The organism is Mycolicibacterium sp. XJ2546 (genome assembly GCF_053483195.1).
Window position 1 is genome coordinate 49,269 of the sequence record NZ_JBEFRW010000016.1, and the last position, 19,263, is coordinate 68,531.

Sequence of the window (19,263 nt, forward strand, 5' to 3'; positions counted from 1 at the left end):
GTTTGAACATGCGCGAGACGGGTAGAAAAGCCCCTATGGTCAGGCGTGATGAGGAAAAGACGGAAGACGACGTCGACGACGACGAGCACGTGGTGGGTTCACGTGCGGGCAAATCCGGCGGCGACGACGGCACGTACGTCGGGCAGACCGCGGCCGATGATGCGCTTGACGTAGGGGAAACGGGCGCCGAGGCGCGCAGCGAAGACGACAACCGCTGACTGCGGTTGTTGCGATTCGGTCGCGGATACGCGATGAGCAACCCCGCCGTGAGACGGTGAACGCACCATGCACGTCGACGATGAAATGACCTACGAAGAGTTCGGGCGCAAGTTCTTCGAGATCGCGGTGACCGAAGATCGCGTGGGCAGTGCGATTGCCGCGATCGCCGGTGACGAATTCGAGATGGGCCCGATCGCCCAGGGGCCCGGCAAAATCGCAAAGGTCTTCGCCAAGGTCCGCATCCAGGACCCGCGGTTGACCCGCCAGATCGGCGACATGATCACCTTCGACATCCGTATCCCGCTGGAGATCGACATGGTGATCGACCTGCGGATCGACAAGCCCAAGTTCATGGTGTTCGGCGAGATCACGCTGCACGCGACCGCGCGGGCCGCCGCGCCGCTGCTGCTGATCTTGGACGTCGGCAAGCCGCGGCCCTCCGACATCGCGATACACGTGACGTCCAAGTCGCTGCGCGGCGAGGTGTTGCGGGTGCTAGCAGGCATCGACGCCGAGATCAGACGGTTCATCGCTGCCCACGTCGCCGGGGAGATCGACAGCCCGGCGTCGCAGAAGGCCAAGATCATCGATGTGTCCGAAAGCATCGACGCCGGCTGGACCGGCGTCTGAGCGGTGCCCGGCGAAGCGTAGGCTTCCCGCGTGCTTCGCAAACCCGCCACGGCCGCCGTGTTGACCGCTGGACTTCTCGCCGCGGCGGCCGTCGTGCCGTCACCTGCCCAGGCCGACCCCGTCGAGGACGCGTTCTTGCACGCCGTCGGCGAGGCCGGCGTGTTCGTGGGCGATCCGGGCCGCGCCGTCGCCGTCGGTCACCAGGTCTGCCCCATGCTGGCCGAACCCGGACAGAACGCCGCGAACGTCGCCGCCCAGGTCGCCGATGCCGCCGGCATGTCGCTGGGCCCGGCCACCATGTTCACCGGCATCGCGATCTCGATGTTCTGCCCGGCGATGGTGTCTTCGCTGGGGACGGGGACGTCGCCGATACCGCTGCCGTTCCTCGGGATCTAACGGCGCAGCGCGGCTTCGACCACCTGTGCCCCCGCGGCCGAGGCCAGCTCACGGTGGCGCTCGGTGACCGCGGCTCCTGCATCCCGCAGCGTGTCGACGACGTCGATCACGTCGGCGGCGCGGCAGCCCGTGACGGGTGCACCGCACGAGGACAGCAGGGCGTCCAGACCACGACCGGGTTCGGCGCCCAATTCGACCAGCGCTGCCACCGTGGCGGGCAGTATCCGCTGCGCGGCCCGCTCGATGGGTTGGATGCCGGTCGGGGTGGGCCTGTTGACCGACGCTCCCGCCCGGGCCAGCGCACGCACGATCTGCGCGTTGACCTGGTCCCCGGCTTCGTCGATAACGTGCATCGGGGTGGCGCCGTCGGAGTCGACCAGCGACGGGTCCACACCCTGAGCCAGCGCGTGGCTCAGCGCCACCGTGCGGCCCACCCGCACGATCTCGTGCAGGATCGTGGTGTAGCGCTCACCGCGCGCGGAGAGTTCGATACGGCGCCCGGCGTCCGCCCCGGCGTCGATCAGGGCCACCACGATTCCCGCGGATAGGGACCGCACCCCGTACCAGAGCGGGGACGCGCCGCAGGGGTCGAGCGGGTCGGGGTCAAAACCCATTGCGAGCAACTCGATCACCGACGAATCACCGCGGTGTGCGCGCTCGAACAGGTCGAGGATGTCGGCGGGTAACGGCTCGGTCCATGCCGGATGGCCGACACCCAGCGCGTCGAGCACCCGGATCAGCCCGTCACGCTTTTCGTGCAGGTCGAACCAGGGCCACGGACCCGCGCCCTTGGCGATGAAGTCGGCGACCGGCACACGCGAGCGTGCCGCGGCGGCCAACCCACCCTCGGCGCATTGCGTCGCGAACACGAGGTCGCCGCCGTCGTGGCAGACCACGACGCGCGCGTGCCCCTCCAGATACGACGCCAGTTCTTTCACAGCATGTGGATTGTGCCCAAATGCCCCAAGGGGCACCCGATCGGGTGCCCCTTGGCGTGGTCAGGAACGACGTGAGCCCTGCCGGACGTCAGCTGACGTCGACGTATATGGTCCTGTCCTGGATCTTGGTGAAGTTCTTACTGCTTCCCACGATCGGAGTGCCGGCGTCAATGCGCTCGAAGGTCGATCCGGGCCGGATCGAGAGCACCTCGGCCTCGTCCAGCGGTCCGTTACCGAAACGGTTCACGATCACCGTGTAGCCCTCTGACTGCAGACGCGCGATGGTGTCCTGGGCGTTGGTGTCACCAGTGGGCGCGGCGGTGACCGGCGCGGCGAGCCCGATGACTGCGGCAGCCAGCCCGGCGACAACGGCACTGCCCGCTGTTGCTATTCCGAAGTTCTTCATTACCGATACCTTCCTTTGCAGTTGTCGAGCCGTCGGGCGAATGTCGCGTCACGAACCTTGTTGCTTTCGAAGCATTCGCGCCGGCTCATCTCGGATAACAAGCAGGTGAGAGGTTTGATTCCACTGGCAGGAAATGGTTGAAACTGGCAGGAATTTATGCATGGAAACGAACGTCGGCAGCGAAAAAGAATGAATTGTTAACGCAGCCGGCCGAACCCGGTGAGGTTCAACGGCCGCCCCACGACGTTCAGCGCGCCGATGAGGTCCTCGAGCCGTTTGGGCGGGATTTCGATCCGCCACTCCGGAAGCGTGCCGGACAGCCGCACGACGTCGGGACTGAACTCGATCCCGGTCAGCCGCAGGCCCCGCGGTAACACTGGCAGGTGCACCGGATAGCTCGGGGTGCGCGAGGGCAGCGGCGAGCGGTACCGGCCGACGACCAGGCCGCGTGGCCGCAGCCACAGCGTCGAACCGTCCAGGCTGGCGTCGACCTCGAGATGCCCCAACGACGGCCGTCGGGTCAGCTGCAGCCGCGCGACGCTGTCGGCGCCGACGGTCGCGCACCAGCGCGGCGCCACCTTCTGCAACACGCCGTCGATCGCAGCCGCGGGCACCTCGACGGTCAGCTCCACCGGCGCGGCCACCAGCACCGGTGTGGCCGTCGGCCGCACGTGCACGTTGTGCAGCACCGCGGCGGCGTGCTCGAACCCGCCGGTTGCGTACTGGACGTCGCGCGCTGCCAGGCGCACGTCGTCGAGCTGGCCGACCGACAGCGTGCGCGCGTCGAGGCGGGAGTCGAACTCGGTGACCGTCAGCGTCACGTCGCCTTCCTCGAGCCGGACCGTCAGCCGACGTCCCACGACGAGTCGACGTAGCGTGGTGAACAACGTCCGGTAGGCCACCGTCGCGCCGCTGACCGGTGCCAGAGCCGCCGCCGACCACAGCGAGGTCAGCATGTCGATCGGCCGGAACGGATCGAACCGGCGAAGCGGCCGGGGGCGGGTCATACTCCTAAGCATCGGCGTCCGCGTCACGGATGTGAAGCGGTAGCCGGGCCCGACGGGCGTCCGTAGAGTGGGATGCAATGACCTCCGTGGTGATCGTCGGCAGTGGTTTCACCGGTTTCGAGTGCGCACGCAGTCTGGCCCGAAGGTTGCGCAAGCAGGAAGCAGACGGCGCCGAGCCGGTCGATATCTCGATCATCTCGCCGGTCGACTACATGCTGTACACCCCGCTGCTGCCTGACGTGGCCGGTGGTCTGGTGGATGCCCGCTTCGTCGCCATCCCGCTGGCCAACACCCTGCGCGGGGTGCAGGCCATCCGGGGCCGGGTGGAGCGCGTCGACTTCGATGAACGCACCGTGACGTTCATCGATCCGGAAGAGCGCGCGCGCAGCCTGTCGTGGGATCGACTGGTGCTGACGCCCGGATCGGTGACCCGGCTGTTCGACGTGCCGGGGCTCGCCGAGCACGCCCGCGGGCTCAAATCCACGGCGGAGGCGCTCTACCTGCGCGATCACGTGCTGCAGCAGCTCGAGCTCGCCGACGTCGACGACGATCCGGGCCGGGCCGAGGCCCGGCGCACCATCGTGGTCGTCGGCGCGTCGTACTCGGGCACCGAACTGGCCGCGCAACTGCGCGCACTCGCCGACTCGGCGGCCAAACAGATGGGCTTTGATCCCGCCGCGGTGAAGTTCGTGCTGCTGGATCTGGCCGAGCAGGTGATGCCCGAGGTCGGGGAGAAGCTGGGCGCCTCGGCCATGAAGGTGCTCGAGGAGAAGGGCATCGATGTCCGGCTGGGCGTCACGCTCAAAGAGGTGCACGCCGAACACGTTGTGCTCAGCGATGATTCGCTGGTGCGCACCCACACGGTGGCGTGGGTGACCGGGGTGACCGGTGCACCGCTGATCGATAACCTGGGGTTGCCGACCGAAAAGGGTCGGTTGAAGGTCACCACGGAGTTGCAGGTGCCGGGGCATCCCGACGTGTTCTCTGCCGGGGACGCCGCCGCGGTACCCGATGTCACCCAACCCGGCAAGATCACCCCGCCGACCGCGCAGCATGCCACCCGGCAGGGAAAGCTGTTGGCCCGCAACGTGGCCGCCAGCCTGGGCTACGGCAAGCCCAAGAAGTACAAGCACCGCAACATGGGCCTGGTCGTCGACCTTGGGCCCAGATACGCCGTTGCCAACCCGCTCAATGTGCAGCTGTCGGGGTTCCCCGCCAAAGCCGTGACGCGGACCTATCACCTCTACGCCATTCCACGGTTCGTCAACCGGTGGGCGGTGGCGCTGGCATATCTGACCGATGTGTTCTTCGACCGCTCGGTGGTGTCGTTCGGGCTGTCCACGCAGGAGGATGCGCAGTTCTCCAGCAGCGAGGGCATCCCGCTGCCGAAGGCGCACTGATTCAAGCCGCGCCGAAGCGGGAACGCTACCGGCATGGCTACTTATCGCGTGTTGAACCCGCAAGGTGACGTCGTCGACACCAAGAACATTGAAAGCGCTGACGACGCGCACGCCTGGTTCGTCGACCAGAAGGCCGATCCGGAACTGGGCTGGCGCATGGAGGTCAAGGCCGACGACGGCCACTGGGCGTTCTTCGACAGCAGCGAAGGCGACCGAAAGTACTGATGAGTGATTTCGGCGCGGTCACGCACCCTGACGGGGCGAAAGCGCGCCGAAGTCGCCTCAGCGCCGGTCTGCTGTTGTACCGCATAGCCGACGATGTCGTGGAGGTGCTCATCGGGCATCCCGGCGGACCGTTCTGGGCCCGCAAGGACGACGGTGCGTGGTCGATTCCCAAGGGGGAGTACACCGAAGGGGAAAACCCGTGGACCGTTGCCCAACGTGAGTTCGAAGAGGAACTGGGCAAACCCGCACCGGCCGGTCCGCGCATCGACTTCGCCCCGCTCAAACAGCCCAGCGGCAAGGTGATCACCGCGTTCGCGGTGCGCGGGGATCTCGACCTGACGGGCACCGTGTCCAACACTTTCGAGTTGGAGTGGCCGAAGGGCTCCGGAAAAGTCAGGGAGTTCCCCGAGATCGACCGGGTCGGTTGGTTTTCCGTGGCACAGGCTGAGTCCAAGCTGCTGAAGGGTCAGCGTCCGCTGCTCGACCGGCTGGTTGCGGCGCTCGAAGACGCCGAACCGGACGGGTCTCGATCGCGTTGATGGTCAGCGCACGGCCGTGGATGCGCCAGCCGACCCGGGTCCGCAGGTACTCGTCGTCGTAACGCAGATGCCAGATGAGGTCGGTGATCTGTCCGTCGGCCACCGTCCAGTGGTGGGCGATGCAGGTGATGCGGCCCAGCGCGTAGTCGGGCTCATCGCGGGCGGCGTAGACCTCGCCGACGATCGCGTGCTCGGTGCGGGCCACGGCGGCCAGGGCGGCCATGGCCGCCCGCACCCCGTCGCGGCCGTGGTTGCGGCGTACCGGCTCCAACGAGCGCGGCGGGTCGGGCAGCCGCAGTTCGGCTGCCTCGGTGAACAGTTCGACCACATCGTCGAACCGGCGGTCGTCGACGGCCGATGCGTACAGGTGCACCAGGTCGGTCAGCGCCAACCGGTCTGCGAGCGCCAGCGTCACGACGTCAGCCCGAGCCGCTGCGCGCAGGCCGACAACACGTCGCGGGCCTCGTCGATGTCGGTGATCGCCGGCATCGCCAACACGACGCGGTCGGCGCCCAGCGCAGCCAGCTTGTCCGCCCGGTCGCGGTCGATCCTGGTCACGCTGTGCCCCAGCGACAGTTCGAACGCGCCGGGGTCGCGCCCGTGCTGCTGGGCGCTGGCGCGCATGATGGCGACCAGCTTGTCGAGGTCGGCTCCGCTGACACCAAGGGGCTGAAATCCGTCGCCGAGGCGGCCCGCCCGTCGCGCCGCGGCCGCGCTGTGCCCGCCGATGGTGATCGGAATGGCCGCAACGGGTTTCGGATAGCACATCGCATGGTCGAAGTCGAAGAACTCGCCGTGGAAGCTGACGCCGTCAGCGCGGTCCTCCCACAACAGGCGCATCACCTCGAGCTGTTCGTCCGCGCGCCGGCCCCGGCTGGCGAAATCGGTTCCGCAGGCTTCGATCTCCTCCTTGAGCCAGCCCACGCCGACGCACAGCCGCACCCGTCCGCCCGACAGCGCGTCGAGCGTGGCCACCCGCTTGGCCAGCACCACCGGATGATGGTTGGGCAACACGAGCACACCCGTGGCCAGGCCCAACCGCTGCGTGTGGGCGCTCAGAAACGTCAGCAGCTCAAGCGGATCGGGCACCACACAGTCGGCGGGTAGTTCGACACGGCCGGACGGGTCATACGGGTAGACACTGCTGTACTGCGTCATCAACACCGTGTGTTCGACCACGACGACGGATTCGAAACCGCACGCCTCCAGGTGTGCGGCGAACGCGGCCATGTACGCCGGATCCGCGGTGACCCCCGCGGCGACGGGCGCGACGACGGCAAACTTCATGGCAGCACAGGCAATCCGTTGCTCTCGCGGATATCCCTTCGGCACTCGCGGCGGGTTTGTCCGGTTTGCTCCATGCACACGCGCACCGGCGAATCTTCGGCGACGGGCAGCGGTTCGTCGGTGGGCTCGACGGTGACGGTCGGGCTGGGCACCTCACCTTCGGTGAGCGACCAGATCGTCGCGCCAGTGCTCTGCAGGGTGGCGCAGTACGCGGTCGAGCCATCCTCGGTGGTTCCGGTGGACCCGACCGGTGAGCAGTGCGCGCCGATCACCGCGGTCGGCGTTGCGGCGGCGGCGGTCGTGGCGGTCTCGGTGGTTTCGGCGATCTCGGTCGTCGTGGTAGTGGTCGTCGGTGCCGGCGCCGGAGGCGGCGCCGCGGAGGTGGTCGACGTCGTCGTCGGCGCCGCGGCGGCGAGCCGTTCCGCGTTACGGGCCTCGCGGAACTCGGCGAGCGCGAATCCGACCGCGACGACCAGCAGCACGGCCAGCACCGCGGGCACGAGAATCCCGGCCCGCAGCCACGAGCGTTTCGGTGCCTGCGCGACGGGCGCCATGCGGGTGGCGTCGTCGTCTCCCGCGGCGTCCGAGAGCCGGTGGCTGAGCGCGCGGGCGAAGTCGGCGCACCGGTCGAACCGGTCGTTGGGGTTCTTGGCCAGCGCCTTGGCGAAGACGGGGTCCAGGCCGGCGAGTTCGGGGCGGCGCACGCCGATGGCGGGCGGCGAGGCCGACAGGTGCTGGCTGATCACCACCGCCGCGTTCGAGTTGGAAAACGGCGGCGACCCGGTCAGCAGGTGATACGCGGTGGCCGCCAGCGCGTACTGGTCGGAGCGGCCGTCGAGGCGCTCACCCATCAGTTGCTCTGGCGCGGCGTAGGACACCGTGCCCACCGTCATGTTCGTGGCGGTCAGCCCGCTGACGTCGTTCACCCACTTCGCGATCCCGAAGTCGGCCAGCAGGATCCGCTGATCACCTGCCTCCGGATAGGCGAGCAGGATGTTGGCGGGCTTGACGTCGCGGTGCAACAGGCCGCGCTGGTGCGCGTAGTCCAGCGCGTCGGCGACGGCGGTGACGATGGCCACGACCTCGGAGCTGGGCATGCCATGCGGATAGCGCTCCCGCAGCAACTGGGCGGCGTCGGTGCCCTCGACGTAGTCCATCGAGATCCAGATCTGCCCGTCGGCCTCACCGCGGTCGTGCACCCCGACGATGTGCGGATGCCACAGGGTGGCGGCGATATCGGCCTCGCGGTGGAACCGCTCGCGGTACTCGTTGTCCTTCGACACCGAGGCGGGCAGCACCTTGAGCGCATCGCGGCGCGGCAGCCGCGGATGGTGCGCGAGGTACACCTCACCCATGCCCCCGGACCCGAGCAACCGCACGATGGTGTATCCGGCGAACGTCGCACCATCGGGCAAAGCCATGGGCGAAATAGTAGGGGACGGGCTAGAGGTCGAGCGTCAGATGTGCGCCCTCGGTGCCGCGGGAGATGCAGACCAGCATCATGCCGCCGTCCCGTTCGGGGTCGGTGAGCAGCGTGTCACGGTGGTCGACGTCGCCGTCGGCCACCGCCAGCACACGGGTACGGCAGGTTCCGCAAAACCCCTGCTGACAGGAGTACCGGGCGGGTACCCCGGCCCGGTTCAGCGCGCCCAGCAGCGTCTCGTCGGCGCCGACGCGCACCGTGTCACCGGTCGAGGCGGCCGTCACCGAGAACTGCCTGCCGTCGACGACGGGCGGCGCCGCGAACCGCTCGAAATGCAGTTCGACGTCGTCGCGGCCGACCAGTTCGGCGCGGACGGCGGTCAGCATCGCGGCGGGTCCGCACGCGTAGACCGCCGTGCCGCCCGGGCAGTCGCCGAGCAGTTCGGCAGCGCTTGGCAGACCGGACTCGTCGTCGGTGCGGATCGTGACGCGCTCGCCGAACCGGGCGAGCTCGTCGAGGAACGGCAGGCTGTCGCGGGTGCGCCCGACGTACAGCATCGACCAGTCCACGTCGTGCCGCGCCGCGAGGTCGAGCATCGGCAGGATGGGGGTGATCCCGATACCGCCGGCGATGAACCGCAAGCGCCGGGTGGGCGAACCGTAGCCGGGCACGGTCAGCGGGAACGCATTACGCGGCCCCTGCGTGGTGACGGTGACGCCGGGTTGCAGCGCGTCGTGCACTTCGAGGGATCCGCCGCCGCCCTCGGGGATGCGCCGCACCGCGATGCGGTAGGCGTCGCGTACGGCGGGATCCCCACACAGGGAGTACTGGCGGATCCGCCCGCTGGGCAGGTGCAGGTCGATGTGGGACCCCGGATACCAGCGCGGCAGCGGAGCGCCGTCGGCGCCGACGAGCGTCACCGCGACCACGTCCTGGTCGCGGGCGACGACGCGGCGCTCGGCCGCCTTCAGCGTGATGGTGCGGTCGGCGGGGGCCGGCGGGATCATGTTGCGTACCCGGGCCGAGACGGCCATCATCCCGGTGAACGCCGCGTCGGCCATGCGCAGTGACAGGTCGTGGCGCATCCGGCCGAAGGCACTGGGCGGCGCCTGCCGGATGCGTTGCAGAAACCCCATCAAATGTGCGCGGCGCGGGCCGCGGGGGAGCTGGCGAGATAGGCCACCGCCTGCGCCGTCGAGCCCATCTGTTCGGGGGAGAACCCCGGCCGGAAATACATCAGCGTGTTGGACCCGAACAGCTTGCGGTAGCGGGGCAGCAGCCCCAGCTTGGAGTCGCGCATCCGCAGCCGGTTGAACTTCCACCAGCCGATGTCGGTGTTGGGGTCGGTACGCACCAGGTAATAGGCCGCGCGTTGGAAGAACACGAAGATCATCACCACCGCCATCGTCATGGCCCGGATCCGGTCGAGGTAGCTGTCGTGGAAGTGCACGGCCACATCGTGGGCGACGTTGCGGTGCTCGACCTCTTCGCTGCCGTGCCAGCGGAACAGGTCGACCATCGTCGGGTCGGCGTCGTGGTCCTCCCACGCGCAGTTCAGCGCGAAGTCACCCATCACCGCGGTGTAGTGCTCGATCGCCGCGATCAGCCACAGCCGGTCGCACAGGTGGTTGAGCCGGCGCTTGGGATCGGCGGAAGTGCTTGGCGCGAGCATCTTTTCGAAGACGTACTCGATCTGGTCGAGGATCGGTTTCGGGTCGATGCCGTTGACCACCATGTACTCGTGCAGAACCTGCTCATGCACGTCGGCGTGGGTGGCCTCCTGGCCGATGAACCCGCGCATATCCTCGGCCAGATGCGGATCGGTCACCAGCGGAAGCGCCTCGTTGAAGGTATCGACGAACCACCGCTCGGCAGCGGGCAGCACCACGTTGAGCAGGCTGACCACATTGGCGGCCACCGGATGGCCCGGTATCCAGTGCAGCGGAATGTCGTTGACGTCGAAGTGCACCTTGCGGGCCTGGATCTGCACCGGCCCCGGATCGAACTCCCGGTCGAACCGGCGCGGTCGCAGCGTCGGAATTCTCGCCATGCGGCCTCCCTTCGAGCCAGCGTCGCCATCGAGTCTAAAGCCAGTATGTGGGAACGCAGGTTTCAGGTACGTCCGCCTTGTCAATAACTTCCCCATGGCGGGCGTCAATGACGTGCTCGAATGGGCCAAGCACCAAGTGACCAGCCGGGTTCCAAAGGCCGATCTGGACCAGCGCGACCCCGACTACATCCGCGAACAGCTGCCGGGGCTGTGGCTGGTCGCGTCGCTGTACTTTCGGGCCGACGTGCGCGGCCTGGATCGCATCCCGACCGAGGGTCCGGTGCTGCTCGTCGGAAACCACAGCGGTGGCAATGTTCCGCCGGACACGTTCGTGTTCACGTTGGCGTTCTGCTCCTACTTCGGTGTCGAGCGCCCGTTCTATCAACTCGCGCACAACCTGGTGGTGTCCGCGCCGCCGCTGGCGTCGCTGCGCAAGTTCGGCACCGTCGCCGCCAACCACGAAAACGCGCAACTGGCACTGAAATCCGGCGCGGCGCTGCTGGTGTATCCGGGCGGCGACTACGAGGTGTTCCGGCCGTCGTGGGAACGCAACCGGGTCGATTTCGGTGGCCGCAAGGGCTATGTCCGGCTGGCCCGCGAGGCCGGTGTGCCGATCGTGCCGGTGGCCAGCGTGGGCGGTCAGGAGAGCGTGCTGTTCCTCAGCCGCGGGCAATGGTTGGCCAGACTTCTGCGGGTGGACAAGATGTTTCGGCTCAAGAGCGTGCCGATCGCGATCGCCCCGCCGTGGGGCCTGGTGATCAGTGACCTCGCAGGCCATATCCCGCTGCCCGCGAAGATCACGGTGGAGGTTCAGGAGCCGATTACGGCCGAGGAGGTGCGCGGCGGCGACGACGACGCGGTCCACGACAAGGTCATCGGCAGCCTGCAGGCCGGGGTCGACGCGTTGGCCGCAGAGCGCCGCTTCCCGGTGATCGGCTGATCGATGCGCGTACAACGGCACTGCATCATCGACGCCGGCCGCGACGAGGTGTGGCGGGTGGTCAGCGACCCGGGCTGTTACCCGCAATTCATGGCCAGCCTGCAGCGCTGGGAGACCGTGACCGACGTCCCGCCGGGGGTGGGCGCGCGCTACACCGTGCACTGGAAGATCGGCTCGGTGCCGATCGGCGGGTCGGTGGAGGTCGTCGAGTTCGACCAGCCGCGCGAGCTGTCGTGGATCGGCATCACCGGGGTGTCACAGCGCGGCCGATTCCGGCTGCGCCAAACCTCCGACGGCAAGACGAAGGTGAACTTCCGGCTGTCCTACGAGTCGGCGGGCAACCTGCTCGGGCTGATCGCCGACCGCGTCGCGGCCAGGCAGGTCAGCCGCAACATGGGGCAGACGCTGAAGAACCTCAAACGGATGGTCGAGGGCTAGCGGCCTCAGCCGGGCGGAGGCGGCGGAGGCGGTGGCGCCATGCCGGGTCCTGGGGCGCCCTGGATCGGCACCACCGGGGTCGGGGTGACCGTGGTGACGCCGTTGGATCCCACCCGCGGTCCACCCGACGGACCCATCTGCTCGAGTCGGTCGGCGGCGGCCTGGCTGCAGTCCAGCATCAGCAGGATGCGGCCCCGCGAAGTCACCTTCTGCGTGTCGACCAGGCAGTCGGACTGGCGCAGTTCGCTGCCGAACGAACCGCCGAAATATCCCTTGTAGCCCTGGGCCTGCAGGATGCGCAGCGCCTTGTTGTACGGCTCGCCGACCACGTTGAGGGAGGACGACCCGGCCGGCTGCGACATGGCGATACCCGCGCCGACCAGCGCGGCCCCGCCGGCGGCCACCAGCCCACCGCTGAGCACAACGAGCTTGTTCACGTGATCTCTCCTAAGTCGGTGGCGGTGCGAACATATCGCAGTCGTGACATATGGGAAACCGGAGAACTGACCTCGCGCGTTACACCGGTGGTTGGACCGCGGCCCGCATGATCGCGGCCATCCCGGCCGCGCGGGCATCGGTGAAGACGTCTTCGACCAGGAGTTTCTTCCCGTCGGGACCGGTCAGCGGTATCCGCCAATTGGGGTATTCGTCGGTGGTACCGGGCTGGTTCTGGGTGCGGCGGTCACCGACCGCGTCGGTCAGCGACAACGCGAGCAGCCGCGACGGGGTGCGGCCCAGATACCGGTGCAGCGCGGCGACGATCTCATCGACACTCGCGTCTTCGGAATCGCCCAGCAGCCCGACGCGGCGCAGTTCGGCCAGCCAGGCGGCCTGCTGGGCACGGTCGGCGGCCAGTTCCTCCTCGGCCGGACGGGTCAGCAGCCCGAGCTGTTCACGGAGCCGGACGTGTTCGCCGGCCAGGTAGCCGGCGGTCGGCGGCAGGTCGTGGGTGGTGACGGCGGACAGGCAGTACTCCCGCCACCGTTCGGCGGGCAGGGGCCCGCCTGCGCCGTCGCGGTCGGCCTCGAACCACAGAATCGACGTGCCGAACAGGCCGCGCTGGTGCAGATAGTCGCGCACCCACGGTTCGACGGTGCCCAGGTCCTCGCCCACGACGACGGCTCCGGTGCGGTGTGCCTCGAGTGCGACGATGCCGATCATCGCCTCGTGGTTGTATCGCACGTAGGTGCCTTCGGTGGGCGCCGCGCCGTTGGGGATCCACCACAGCCGAAACAACCCGATGATGTGGTCGATGCGGACCCCGCCTGCGTGCCGCAGGACGGCGTTGACCAGCCCCCGAAACGGTTGGTAAGCCCGCTGTTCGAGTTGGTCGGGCCGCCACGGGGGCTGCGACCAGTCCTGGCCGAGCTGGTTGAACTCGTCGGGCGGCGCGCCGGCGGTGACGCCCAGCGCCAGCACATCCTGCAGCGCCCACGCGTCGGCCCCGTTGGGGTCGACCCCGACGGCGAGGTCGTGCATGAGGCCGAGGTCCATGCCGGCCTGCAGCGCCGTGGCCTGCGCGGCGGTCAGCTGATCGTCGAGTTGCCACTGCAGCCAGCGGTGAAAGTCGACGGTGGCGGCTTGCTTTGCGGCGAATTCGGCGACCGCGGGGCGGGCCGGATGCTGAAGTTCCTGCGGCCAGCCGTGCCAGTCGTTGCCGTACTTCTCGGCCAGTGCGCACCACGTCGCGAAGTCGTCGAGGCTGGCGCCCTCGCGGTTGCGGTAGGCGGCGTAGGCCAGGTCGCGGCCGGCCGAACGCGGCACCCGGTGGACGGCCTGCAGGGCGGCGCGCTTGGCCTGCCAGGCCGCGTCGCGGTCGATCAACTCGGCGCGATCGGCGGCAGCCTGGATTTGTTCGCGCGCCTTACGGCTGCGGCCGCGCCGGCGCAGATAGGCGTACTCGGCGATGGCCTCCACCCGCAGGTAGATCGGGTTGACGTAACGCCGCGAGGTCGGCAGGTACGGTGACGGCTCCATCGGGGCGGTCGGCGCTGCGGCGTGCAGCGGGTTCACCAGCAGGAACCCGGCCGCATGTTCGGCTGCCGACCACACGGCCAGATCGGTCATGTCGGTCAAATCGCCGATGCCCCAAGATCTTTGCGAGCGCACGCTATAGAGCTGCACGGCCAGCCCCCAGCTGCGGCCGGTGCCCAGTCGCGGCGGCGCCAGCGAGGCGGGGGTGACGATCACGGCGGTGCTGACGTCGTCGTCGCCGAGTTGCAGGTGCAGTTCGTGATAGCCCAGCGGCAGGTCGGGCGGCACCTCGAAGCTGGCTTCGCCGATCAGTTGTCCATCGAGTTCGTATGGCGCGCTGTGGTTTTCCAGTTGACGCAGGCCGGTGCGGGTGCTGCCGTCCTCGAGCCGCACCCATACCTGCGCCGGGTCGCCGTGGAGGACGTGCACCCAGAACGACGCCGCGGTCCCGGCGCGCGCCACGATCGTCGGGGGCAGCGGCCGGGTCCAGTAGGCGCGGTCGTGCGCGGCCAGCGCGGCGACGCGCTGCTGTTCGGTGTCGGCCTGCACACCCAGCGCGTCGAGTACGGCGGTGAGCGTGGACTCGGCGACGGTGATGCGTCGGCCGGCCCAGTCTTCGTACTCGGTGGCCACGCCGTAGCGCCGCGCCAACTCGACCAGCGACTGCGGCAGGTCCGTCATACCGTCAATCTTGCCTGTTGGGAATGCACCTCGCTGACCGTCACCACCGGGGTGTACCCACGGGAACCAGCGCGCATGCGTCGGGTCGGTAGGGTGCGGTTCATGGCGTCTGACGCTGTGGAAGCGGCCACGGCGCAGAACCGGCGAGCCCGCATCGCCGTCGCGGTGCTGTTTTTGACCAACGGCGCCGCCTTCGCCACCCTGCTGCCGCGGTATCCGGAGATCAAGACCGACCTGGGACTGTCCAACGCGGTCTACGGCGCGGCGATCGCCGCGTTCTCGGCGGGCGCGCTGGCGGCCGGGTTGACCGCCGCGGCGCTGATCCGGCGGTTCCGCTCGGCCCGGGTGGCGGCGATCGGCGCGATCGGGGTCGCGGTGTTCGTCCTGTTGGCGGGGGTGGCGCCGTCGGCGGTGGCGCTGGCAGGCGCACTGTTTCTGGCCGGTGCGTGCGATGCGGTCACCGATGTCGCGCAGAACGCGCACGGGCTGCGGGTACAGCGCCGCTACAGGCGTTCGATCATCAACTCGTTTCACGCGGTGTGGGCGCTGGGCGCGATCCTCGGCGGGCTGACGGGTGCGGCGGCTATCGCGTTGAACGTCTCGCGGGCCGTGCACCTGGGCGTGGTGGGGGTCGTGCTCAGCGTGGTCGTTCTCATGGCCTACCCGTACCTGTTGGCGGGCCCCGACCACGACGATCACGACAGGTCGGCACGCACCGGCGGTAGCGGAGCAGCGGGCACGACGGTGTATGCGACGCTGCTCGCGCTGGTGGCCATCGCGGTGGCGGGCGCGGTCATCGAGGACGCCGGAAGCTCTTGGGCCACCCTGTATCTGCGCGACGGCCTCGGTGCGCCGGGGCCGGTGGCGGCGTTCGGATACGTCGCGCTGGTGGGCTTCATGTTCGTCGGGCGGCTGATCGGCGACCGGCTAGTCGACCGGTTCGGCGAACGTGCGGTGGTGCGCACCGGTGGGTTCATCGCCACCGCGGGAATGGGTGCGGCCCTGGCCTTTCCGTCCGTGCCCGGCACGATCGCAGGGTTCGCCGCGGCGGGCTTCGGTGTGGCCGCGCTGATCCCGTCGGCGATGCACGGCGCCGATCAGCTGCCTGGGCTGCGTCCCGGCACCGGCCTGACGGTGGTGACCTGGCTGATGCGGATCGGTTTCTTCGGTGCGCCGCTGGTGGTCGGGTTGGTCGCCGACGCCACCAGCCTGCGGGGCGGGTTGCTTTCCGTCCCGATCGCCGGCGCGGCGGTGATGCTGCTGGCCGGTGTGCTCAGTGGGCGACGCCGGCCATCTCGATCGTGAGCACGCCGGCGACGATGAACGCAATACCGACCAGCATCATCAGGGTCAGCGGTTCGCGAAACACCCCGCGGGCGATCAGCGCCACCAACGCCACCCCACAGGCGGTCCAGATCCCGTAGGCCGCCCCCACCGGCATGCCCAGGGCCAGCGTCGTCCACAGCAGATAGAACGACGCCAGGTAGCCGAGGACCACCGGCGCGATCCAAACCCGCTTGCGGAATCCCTCGGATGCCCGCAACGACATCGTCGCGAACACCTCGAACACGATCGCGCCTGCCAGCGTCGCCCACATCACGGCGCGTCCACCGCCGCCGCGCGTTCGGATCCGAATTCGACCAGCAGCACCCCGGCGATGATCAACCCGATGCCCGCGACGATCGGCCAGGTGAACGGGTCGCCGAAGAGCACGGCCGCCAGCGCCGCGGTGCCCGCGGTGCCCAGCGCACCCCAGATGCCGTACGCCACCCCGACCGGCATGCCGGCACGCAGCATCAAGGTCAACAGCGTGAACGCCGTGACGTATCCGGCGATGACCACCGCCAACCACGCCGAGTGGTCATGGGAAGCGCGTAATGACAGTGTGGCGGCGATCTCGGCGATGACCGCCGCGCCAAGCAGCACCCAGTTCCTCACGCGAACAAATTAGTCGACCTGTGCCGAAACTCACCTTTAGCCGACAAAGTGCCTGGTAGCACCCACCACAACGGCGATATCGGCCTCCGGGCGCGGCGTAACCTGAAGTGGTTGGAACTGCTCGAGATGAGCCGACGCAAGGAGTTCGCATGACGGCCGACGCACGACGCGCAACCGATCACGCGCTCGTCGTCGACACCGCCAACGGGCCGGTGCGCGGAATCGACGACGGAACGGTCAAGTTCTGGAAGGGGATTCCCTATGCCGCCGCGCCGGTGGGCGAACGGCGCTGGCGCGCACCCGAACCGCCGCAGCGGTGGATCGAGCCGCGCGACGCCACCCGGGTGGGCCCGGTGTGCCCGCAGCCCACCGACGCGAAAATCCCGATCGACCTCGGCGCCCCGCAGGGTGACGACTGTCTGACGCTCAACGTGTGGGCGGCCTCCGACATCGAGGCCGGTGCGGGCAAACCGGTGATGGTCTGGGTCCACGGCGGCGCCTACATCCTGGGCTCCTCGGCACAGCCGCTGTATCACGGTCGTGCGCTGGCCAGCTCCGGCGACGCCATCATCGTCACCATCAACTACCGGCTGGGCGCGCTGGGGTTCCTGGACCTGTCGTCGTTCGGCGACCAGTTCGCCACCAACATCGGTATGCGTGACGTGCTGTTCGCGCTGCAATGGGTGCGCGACAACATCGCCGCGTTCGGGGGAGACCCCGACCGGGTGACGATCTTCGGCGAGTCGGCGGGCGCCGGCATCATCACCACGCTGCTGGCCAGCCCGGCGGCCGAAGGACTGTTCTCCGCGGCAATCGCGCAGAGTTCACCGGCGACGTCGATCTATGACCAAACGCGTGGACGACGCATCGCCGAACAGTTCCTCGCCGCACTGGATGTGCGCGCCGACGAAGCCCACCGGCTGGCCTCGGTTCCCATCTCGGCCGTCAACGCCGCAGCCCAACGGGTCTTCGACGCCGTCCCGTCGACCACGCCGGGCACGCTGGCGTTCGCCCCGATCATCGACGGCGACATCGTGCCCGCGCACCCGGTGGAACTGGCCCGCGAAGGCCGCACCCACCCCGTCCCGCTGACCATCGGCACCAACAAGCACGAGGCCGCGCTGTTCCGCTGGATGAAGTCGCCGCTGATGCCGATCACGCCGAAGGCGATCCGGGAGATGTTCGCCACGATCGCCGCCGAACAGCCGGGACTGCAGCTGCCGAGCGAGGCGCAGATCCGGGCGGCCTACCGCGGCAGACCCAAGATCATCGGCATGGGCGTGGCCCGCGACATCGGCTTCCGTATGCCCTCGATCTGGTTCGCCGAAGGCCACTGCCAGGTTGCACCCGTGTACCTCTACCGCTTCGACTTCGCCACCCCGATGCTGCGGCTGCTGCGGCTCGACGCCGCTCACGCCACCGAACTGCCGTTCGTGTGGGGCAACCTGGTCGCCGGCCCCAGGGACCCGACGTTCAAGCTCGGCGGGCTGAAGGCCGGCAGAGCCGTTTCGGCGCGCATGCGGACCCGCTGGCTGAACTTCGCCGTCGACGCCACCCCGTCAGGCCCGCAGGGCGATCCGCTGTGGCGTCCGTACCGCAACGACGACCGGGCCACCCTGACCATCGACGCCCAGGACCGGGTGGTCGACGACCTCGACGCCGACGTGCGCACCGCCTGGGGTGATCAGGTTCTCAGCTTCCGCTAGACCGTAGACTTGCGGGCTGGAGGGATGGCGTTGGACTGGATTTTTGCGGACGTGCTGCCGCCGTTGATGCACGACCCGGTGATGTACGCGGTGCCGTTCTTCTTGCTGCTGCTGGTCATCGAATGGGCCGCGGCCCGCAAGTTGGCCCACGACGAACGACGTGCCCCGGCAGGCGCCTACTCCAAACCCGACGCCTGGGCCAGCATCTCGATGGGTGTGGTGTCGATCGGCACCAGCGGGGTGCTCAACTTCGTCGCACTGCTGGCCTACGCAGCCCTCTACGCTTACGTCGCACCGTGGCACCTGCCCGCCAACGCCTGGTACACCTGGGTCATCGCGATCGTCGGCGTCGACCTGATGTATTACCTCTACCACCGGATCGCGCACCGGGTGCGGCTGATCTGGGCCACGCATCAGGCCCATCACTCCAGCCAATACTTCAACTTCGCCACCGCGCTGCGGCAGAAGTGGAACATCAGCGGCGACGTGTTGCTGCGTGCGGTGCTGCCGCTGCTGGGCGTGCCGCCCTGGCTGGTGTTCGCCAGCTTCTCGATCAACCTGATCTACCAGTTCTGGATCCACACAGAACGCATCGGAAAGCTCTGGGCGCCAGTCGAGTTCATTTTCAACACCCCCTCGCACCACCGGGTGCACCACGGGATGGACAACCAGTACCTGGACAAGAACTACGGCGGCATCCTCATCGTGTGGGACCGCCTGTTCGGCACCTTCGCGCCCGAAACCGTGCGGCCGCACTACGGGCTGACCAAGCAAGTCGACACCTACAACATCTGGAAGCTGCAGACCTACGAGTACGTAGCGATCCTGCGCGATATGCGCGAGGCCACCCGGTGGCGCGACAAGCTCGGCTACGCGTTCGGCCCGCCCGGCTGGCAACCGGCCGAACGCCGCGTGTCCGATGCGCCCCGCATCGCGGATCCGGCGGCCGAACTCTCCGCCTAAACTTTCTTTCGCGCGGCCGTAACGTTCCCGTGATCTTGAGCGATGGCCAAGGATAGGTGCCACCGTACGCGGTTGCTGCTGGTCGGGCGGATTATGAGTTCTC

Annotated in this window: 22 protein-coding genes and 1 pseudogene; 11 read left to right on the plus strand and 12 right to left on the minus strand. The window is 68.6% G+C overall.

Translation table 11 applies throughout. The features are described from left to right. Positions 1 to 35 precede the first annotated feature (35 nt). The 3 genes from ABQE44_RS21295 to ABQE44_RS21305 all read left to right on the plus strand — a co-directional run bounded on the left by ABQE44_RS21295 (position 36) and on the right by ABQE44_RS21305 (position 1,245). The gene (locus ABQE44_RS21295; RefSeq protein ID WP_448394026.1) at positions 36 to 218 is read left to right on the plus strand and encodes a hypothetical protein; all 183 of its coding nucleotides are present in this window, start codon (positions 36 to 38) and stop codon (positions 216 to 218) included. Positions 219 to 285: 67 nt separating this feature from the next. Next, complete coding sequence (locus tag ABQE44_RS21300; protein ID WP_448394025.1) at positions 286 to 849, plus strand: hypothetical protein; 564 nt, start codon at positions 286 to 288, stop codon at positions 847 to 849. A 30-nt stretch (positions 850 to 879) separates the two neighbouring features. After that, positions 880 to 1,245 (plus strand): DUF732 domain-containing protein, encoded by a 366-nt coding sequence (locus tag ABQE44_RS21305; protein WP_448431791.1) that lies wholly within the window; start codon positions 880 to 882, stop codon positions 1,243 to 1,245. On the opposite strand, the gene ABQE44_RS21310 is transcribed toward ABQE44_RS21305, so the two are convergent. The 3 genes from ABQE44_RS21310 to ABQE44_RS21320 all read right to left on the minus strand — a co-directional run bounded on the left by ABQE44_RS21310 (position 1,242) and on the right by ABQE44_RS21320 (position 3,596). Next, entirely contained in the window at positions 1,242 to 2,183 is a 942-nt protein-coding gene (locus ABQE44_RS21310; protein ID WP_448394023.1) for an ankyrin repeat domain-containing protein, read from the minus strand. The two genes, ABQE44_RS21305 and ABQE44_RS21310, sit on opposite strands and share 4 nt — an antisense overlap. An 88-nt stretch (positions 2,184 to 2,271) precedes the next feature. Continuing rightward, positions 2,272 to 2,589, minus strand: coding sequence for a hypothetical protein (locus ABQE44_RS21315; protein WP_448394022.1), 318 nt, complete (start codon positions 2,587 to 2,589; stop codon positions 2,272 to 2,274). 197 nt (positions 2,590 to 2,786) lie between these two features. Then, positions 2,787 to 3,596 (minus strand): LmeA family phospholipid-binding protein, encoded by an 810-nt coding sequence (locus tag ABQE44_RS21320; protein ID WP_448394021.1) that lies wholly within the window; start codon positions 3,594 to 3,596, stop codon positions 2,787 to 2,789. 77 nt (positions 3,597 to 3,673) lie between these two features. Between ABQE44_RS21320 and ABQE44_RS21325 the strand changes: the two genes are divergently transcribed. Genes ABQE44_RS21325 through ABQE44_RS21335 form a run of 3 tightly spaced genes read left to right on the plus strand, consistent with a single transcriptional unit; the run spans position 3,674 to position 5,760 of the window. Continuing rightward, positions 3,674 to 4,996, plus strand: a complete 1,323-nt coding sequence (locus tag ABQE44_RS21325) for an NAD(P)/FAD-dependent oxidoreductase (protein WP_448394020.1) — start codon at positions 3,674 to 3,676, stop codon at positions 4,994 to 4,996. Between the two features lie 33 nt (positions 4,997 to 5,029). Further along, positions 5,030 to 5,221: a hypothetical protein gene (locus tag ABQE44_RS21330; RefSeq protein WP_448394019.1), complete on the plus strand. Its 192-nt coding sequence runs from the start codon at positions 5,030 to 5,032 to the stop codon at positions 5,219 to 5,221. Further along, complete coding sequence (locus tag ABQE44_RS21335) at positions 5,221 to 5,760, plus strand: NUDIX hydrolase (RefSeq protein ID WP_448431793.1); 540 nt, start codon at positions 5,221 to 5,223, stop codon at positions 5,758 to 5,760. The genes ABQE44_RS21330 and ABQE44_RS21335 overlap by 1 nt, the downstream gene beginning before the upstream one ends. Positions 5,761 to 5,782: 22 nt before the next feature. Here ABQE44_RS21335 and ABQE44_RS21340 read toward each other — a convergent pair. The 5 genes and pseudogenes from ABQE44_RS21340 to ABQE44_RS21360 all read right to left on the minus strand — a co-directional run. Then, positions 5,783 to 6,175 (minus strand): annotated as a pseudogene (locus ABQE44_RS21340) (nuclear transport factor 2 family protein); the annotation flags it as partial. Then, positions 6,172 to 7,047, minus strand: coding sequence for an LLM class F420-dependent oxidoreductase (locus tag ABQE44_RS21345; protein WP_448394017.1), 876 nt, complete (start codon positions 7,045 to 7,047; stop codon positions 6,172 to 6,174). The gene ABQE44_RS21345 and the pseudogene ABQE44_RS21340, both read right to left, overlap by 4 nt. Further along, entirely contained in the window at positions 7,044 to 8,468 is a 1,425-nt protein-coding gene (locus ABQE44_RS21350; protein ID WP_448394016.1) for a serine/threonine-protein kinase, read from the minus strand. Before ABQE44_RS21350 ends, ABQE44_RS21345 begins: the two co-directional genes overlap by 4 nt. Before the next feature lie 22 nt (positions 8,469 to 8,490). Beyond that, the gene (locus tag ABQE44_RS21355; protein WP_448431795.1) at positions 8,491 to 9,606 is read right to left on the minus strand and encodes a PDR/VanB family oxidoreductase; all 1,116 of its coding nucleotides are present in this window, start codon (positions 9,604 to 9,606) and stop codon (positions 8,491 to 8,493) included. Next, positions 9,606 to 10,520: a metal-dependent hydrolase gene (locus ABQE44_RS21360; RefSeq protein ID WP_448394014.1), complete on the minus strand. Its 915-nt coding sequence runs from the start codon at positions 10,518 to 10,520 to the stop codon at positions 9,606 to 9,608. Before ABQE44_RS21360 ends, ABQE44_RS21355 begins: the two co-directional genes overlap by 1 nt. A 94-nt stretch (positions 10,521 to 10,614) precedes the next feature. Between ABQE44_RS21360 and ABQE44_RS21365 the strand changes: the two genes are divergently transcribed. Beyond that, the gene (locus ABQE44_RS21365; protein WP_448394013.1) at positions 10,615 to 11,460 is read left to right on the plus strand and encodes a lysophospholipid acyltransferase family protein; all 846 of its coding nucleotides are present in this window, start codon (positions 10,615 to 10,617) and stop codon (positions 11,458 to 11,460) included. Positions 11,461 to 11,463: 3 nt separating this feature from the next. Next, positions 11,464 to 11,898 carry an SRPBCC family protein gene (locus ABQE44_RS21370; RefSeq protein WP_448431797.1) on the plus strand — a complete coding sequence of 145 codons (435 nt, stop codon included), beginning with the start codon at positions 11,464 to 11,466 and terminating at the stop codon, positions 11,896 to 11,898. Between the two features lie 5 nt (positions 11,899 to 11,903). Here the strand turns inward: ABQE44_RS21370 and ABQE44_RS21375 are convergent, their stop codons facing one another. Together ABQE44_RS21375 and malQ are read right to left on the minus strand one after the other, a co-directional pair. Continuing rightward, entirely contained in the window at positions 11,904 to 12,335 is a 432-nt protein-coding gene (locus ABQE44_RS21375) for a hypothetical protein (RefSeq protein WP_448394011.1), read from the minus strand. A gap of 79 nt (positions 12,336 to 12,414) precedes the next feature. Then, complete coding sequence (malQ, locus tag ABQE44_RS21380) at positions 12,415 to 14,553, minus strand: 4-alpha-glucanotransferase (protein WP_448431799.1); 2,139 nt, start codon at positions 14,551 to 14,553, stop codon at positions 12,415 to 12,417. Positions 14,554 to 14,655: 102 nt separating this feature from the next. On the opposite strand from malQ, the gene ABQE44_RS21385 reads away from it, so the two are divergent. Continuing rightward, positions 14,656 to 15,858, plus strand: coding sequence for an MFS transporter (locus ABQE44_RS21385; RefSeq protein WP_448394009.1), 1,203 nt, complete (start codon positions 14,656 to 14,658; stop codon positions 15,856 to 15,858). On the opposite strand, the gene ABQE44_RS21390 is transcribed toward ABQE44_RS21385, so the two are convergent. Together ABQE44_RS21390 and ABQE44_RS21395 are read right to left on the minus strand one after the other, a co-directional pair. Further along, the gene (locus ABQE44_RS21390) at positions 15,827 to 16,150 is read right to left on the minus strand and encodes a DMT family transporter (RefSeq protein WP_448394087.1); all 324 of its coding nucleotides are present in this window, start codon (positions 16,148 to 16,150) and stop codon (positions 15,827 to 15,829) included. The genes ABQE44_RS21385 and ABQE44_RS21390 overlap by 32 nt on opposite strands. Further along, positions 16,150 to 16,491, minus strand: coding sequence for a DMT family transporter (locus ABQE44_RS21395; protein ID WP_448431801.1), 342 nt, complete (start codon positions 16,489 to 16,491; stop codon positions 16,150 to 16,152). Before ABQE44_RS21395 ends, ABQE44_RS21390 begins: the two co-directional genes overlap by 1 nt. Before the next feature lie 149 nt (positions 16,492 to 16,640). On the opposite strand from ABQE44_RS21395, the gene ABQE44_RS21400 reads away from it, so the two are divergent. Continuing rightward, positions 16,641 to 18,197: a carboxylesterase/lipase family protein gene (locus ABQE44_RS21400; RefSeq protein WP_448394007.1), complete on the plus strand. Its 1,557-nt coding sequence runs from the start codon at positions 16,641 to 16,643 to the stop codon at positions 18,195 to 18,197. 24 nt (positions 18,198 to 18,221) lie between these two features. Continuing rightward, positions 18,222 to 19,160, plus strand: a complete 939-nt coding sequence (locus ABQE44_RS21405; protein WP_448394006.1) for a sterol desaturase family protein — start codon at positions 18,222 to 18,224, stop codon at positions 19,158 to 19,160. Positions 19,161 to 19,263 lie beyond the last annotated feature (103 nt).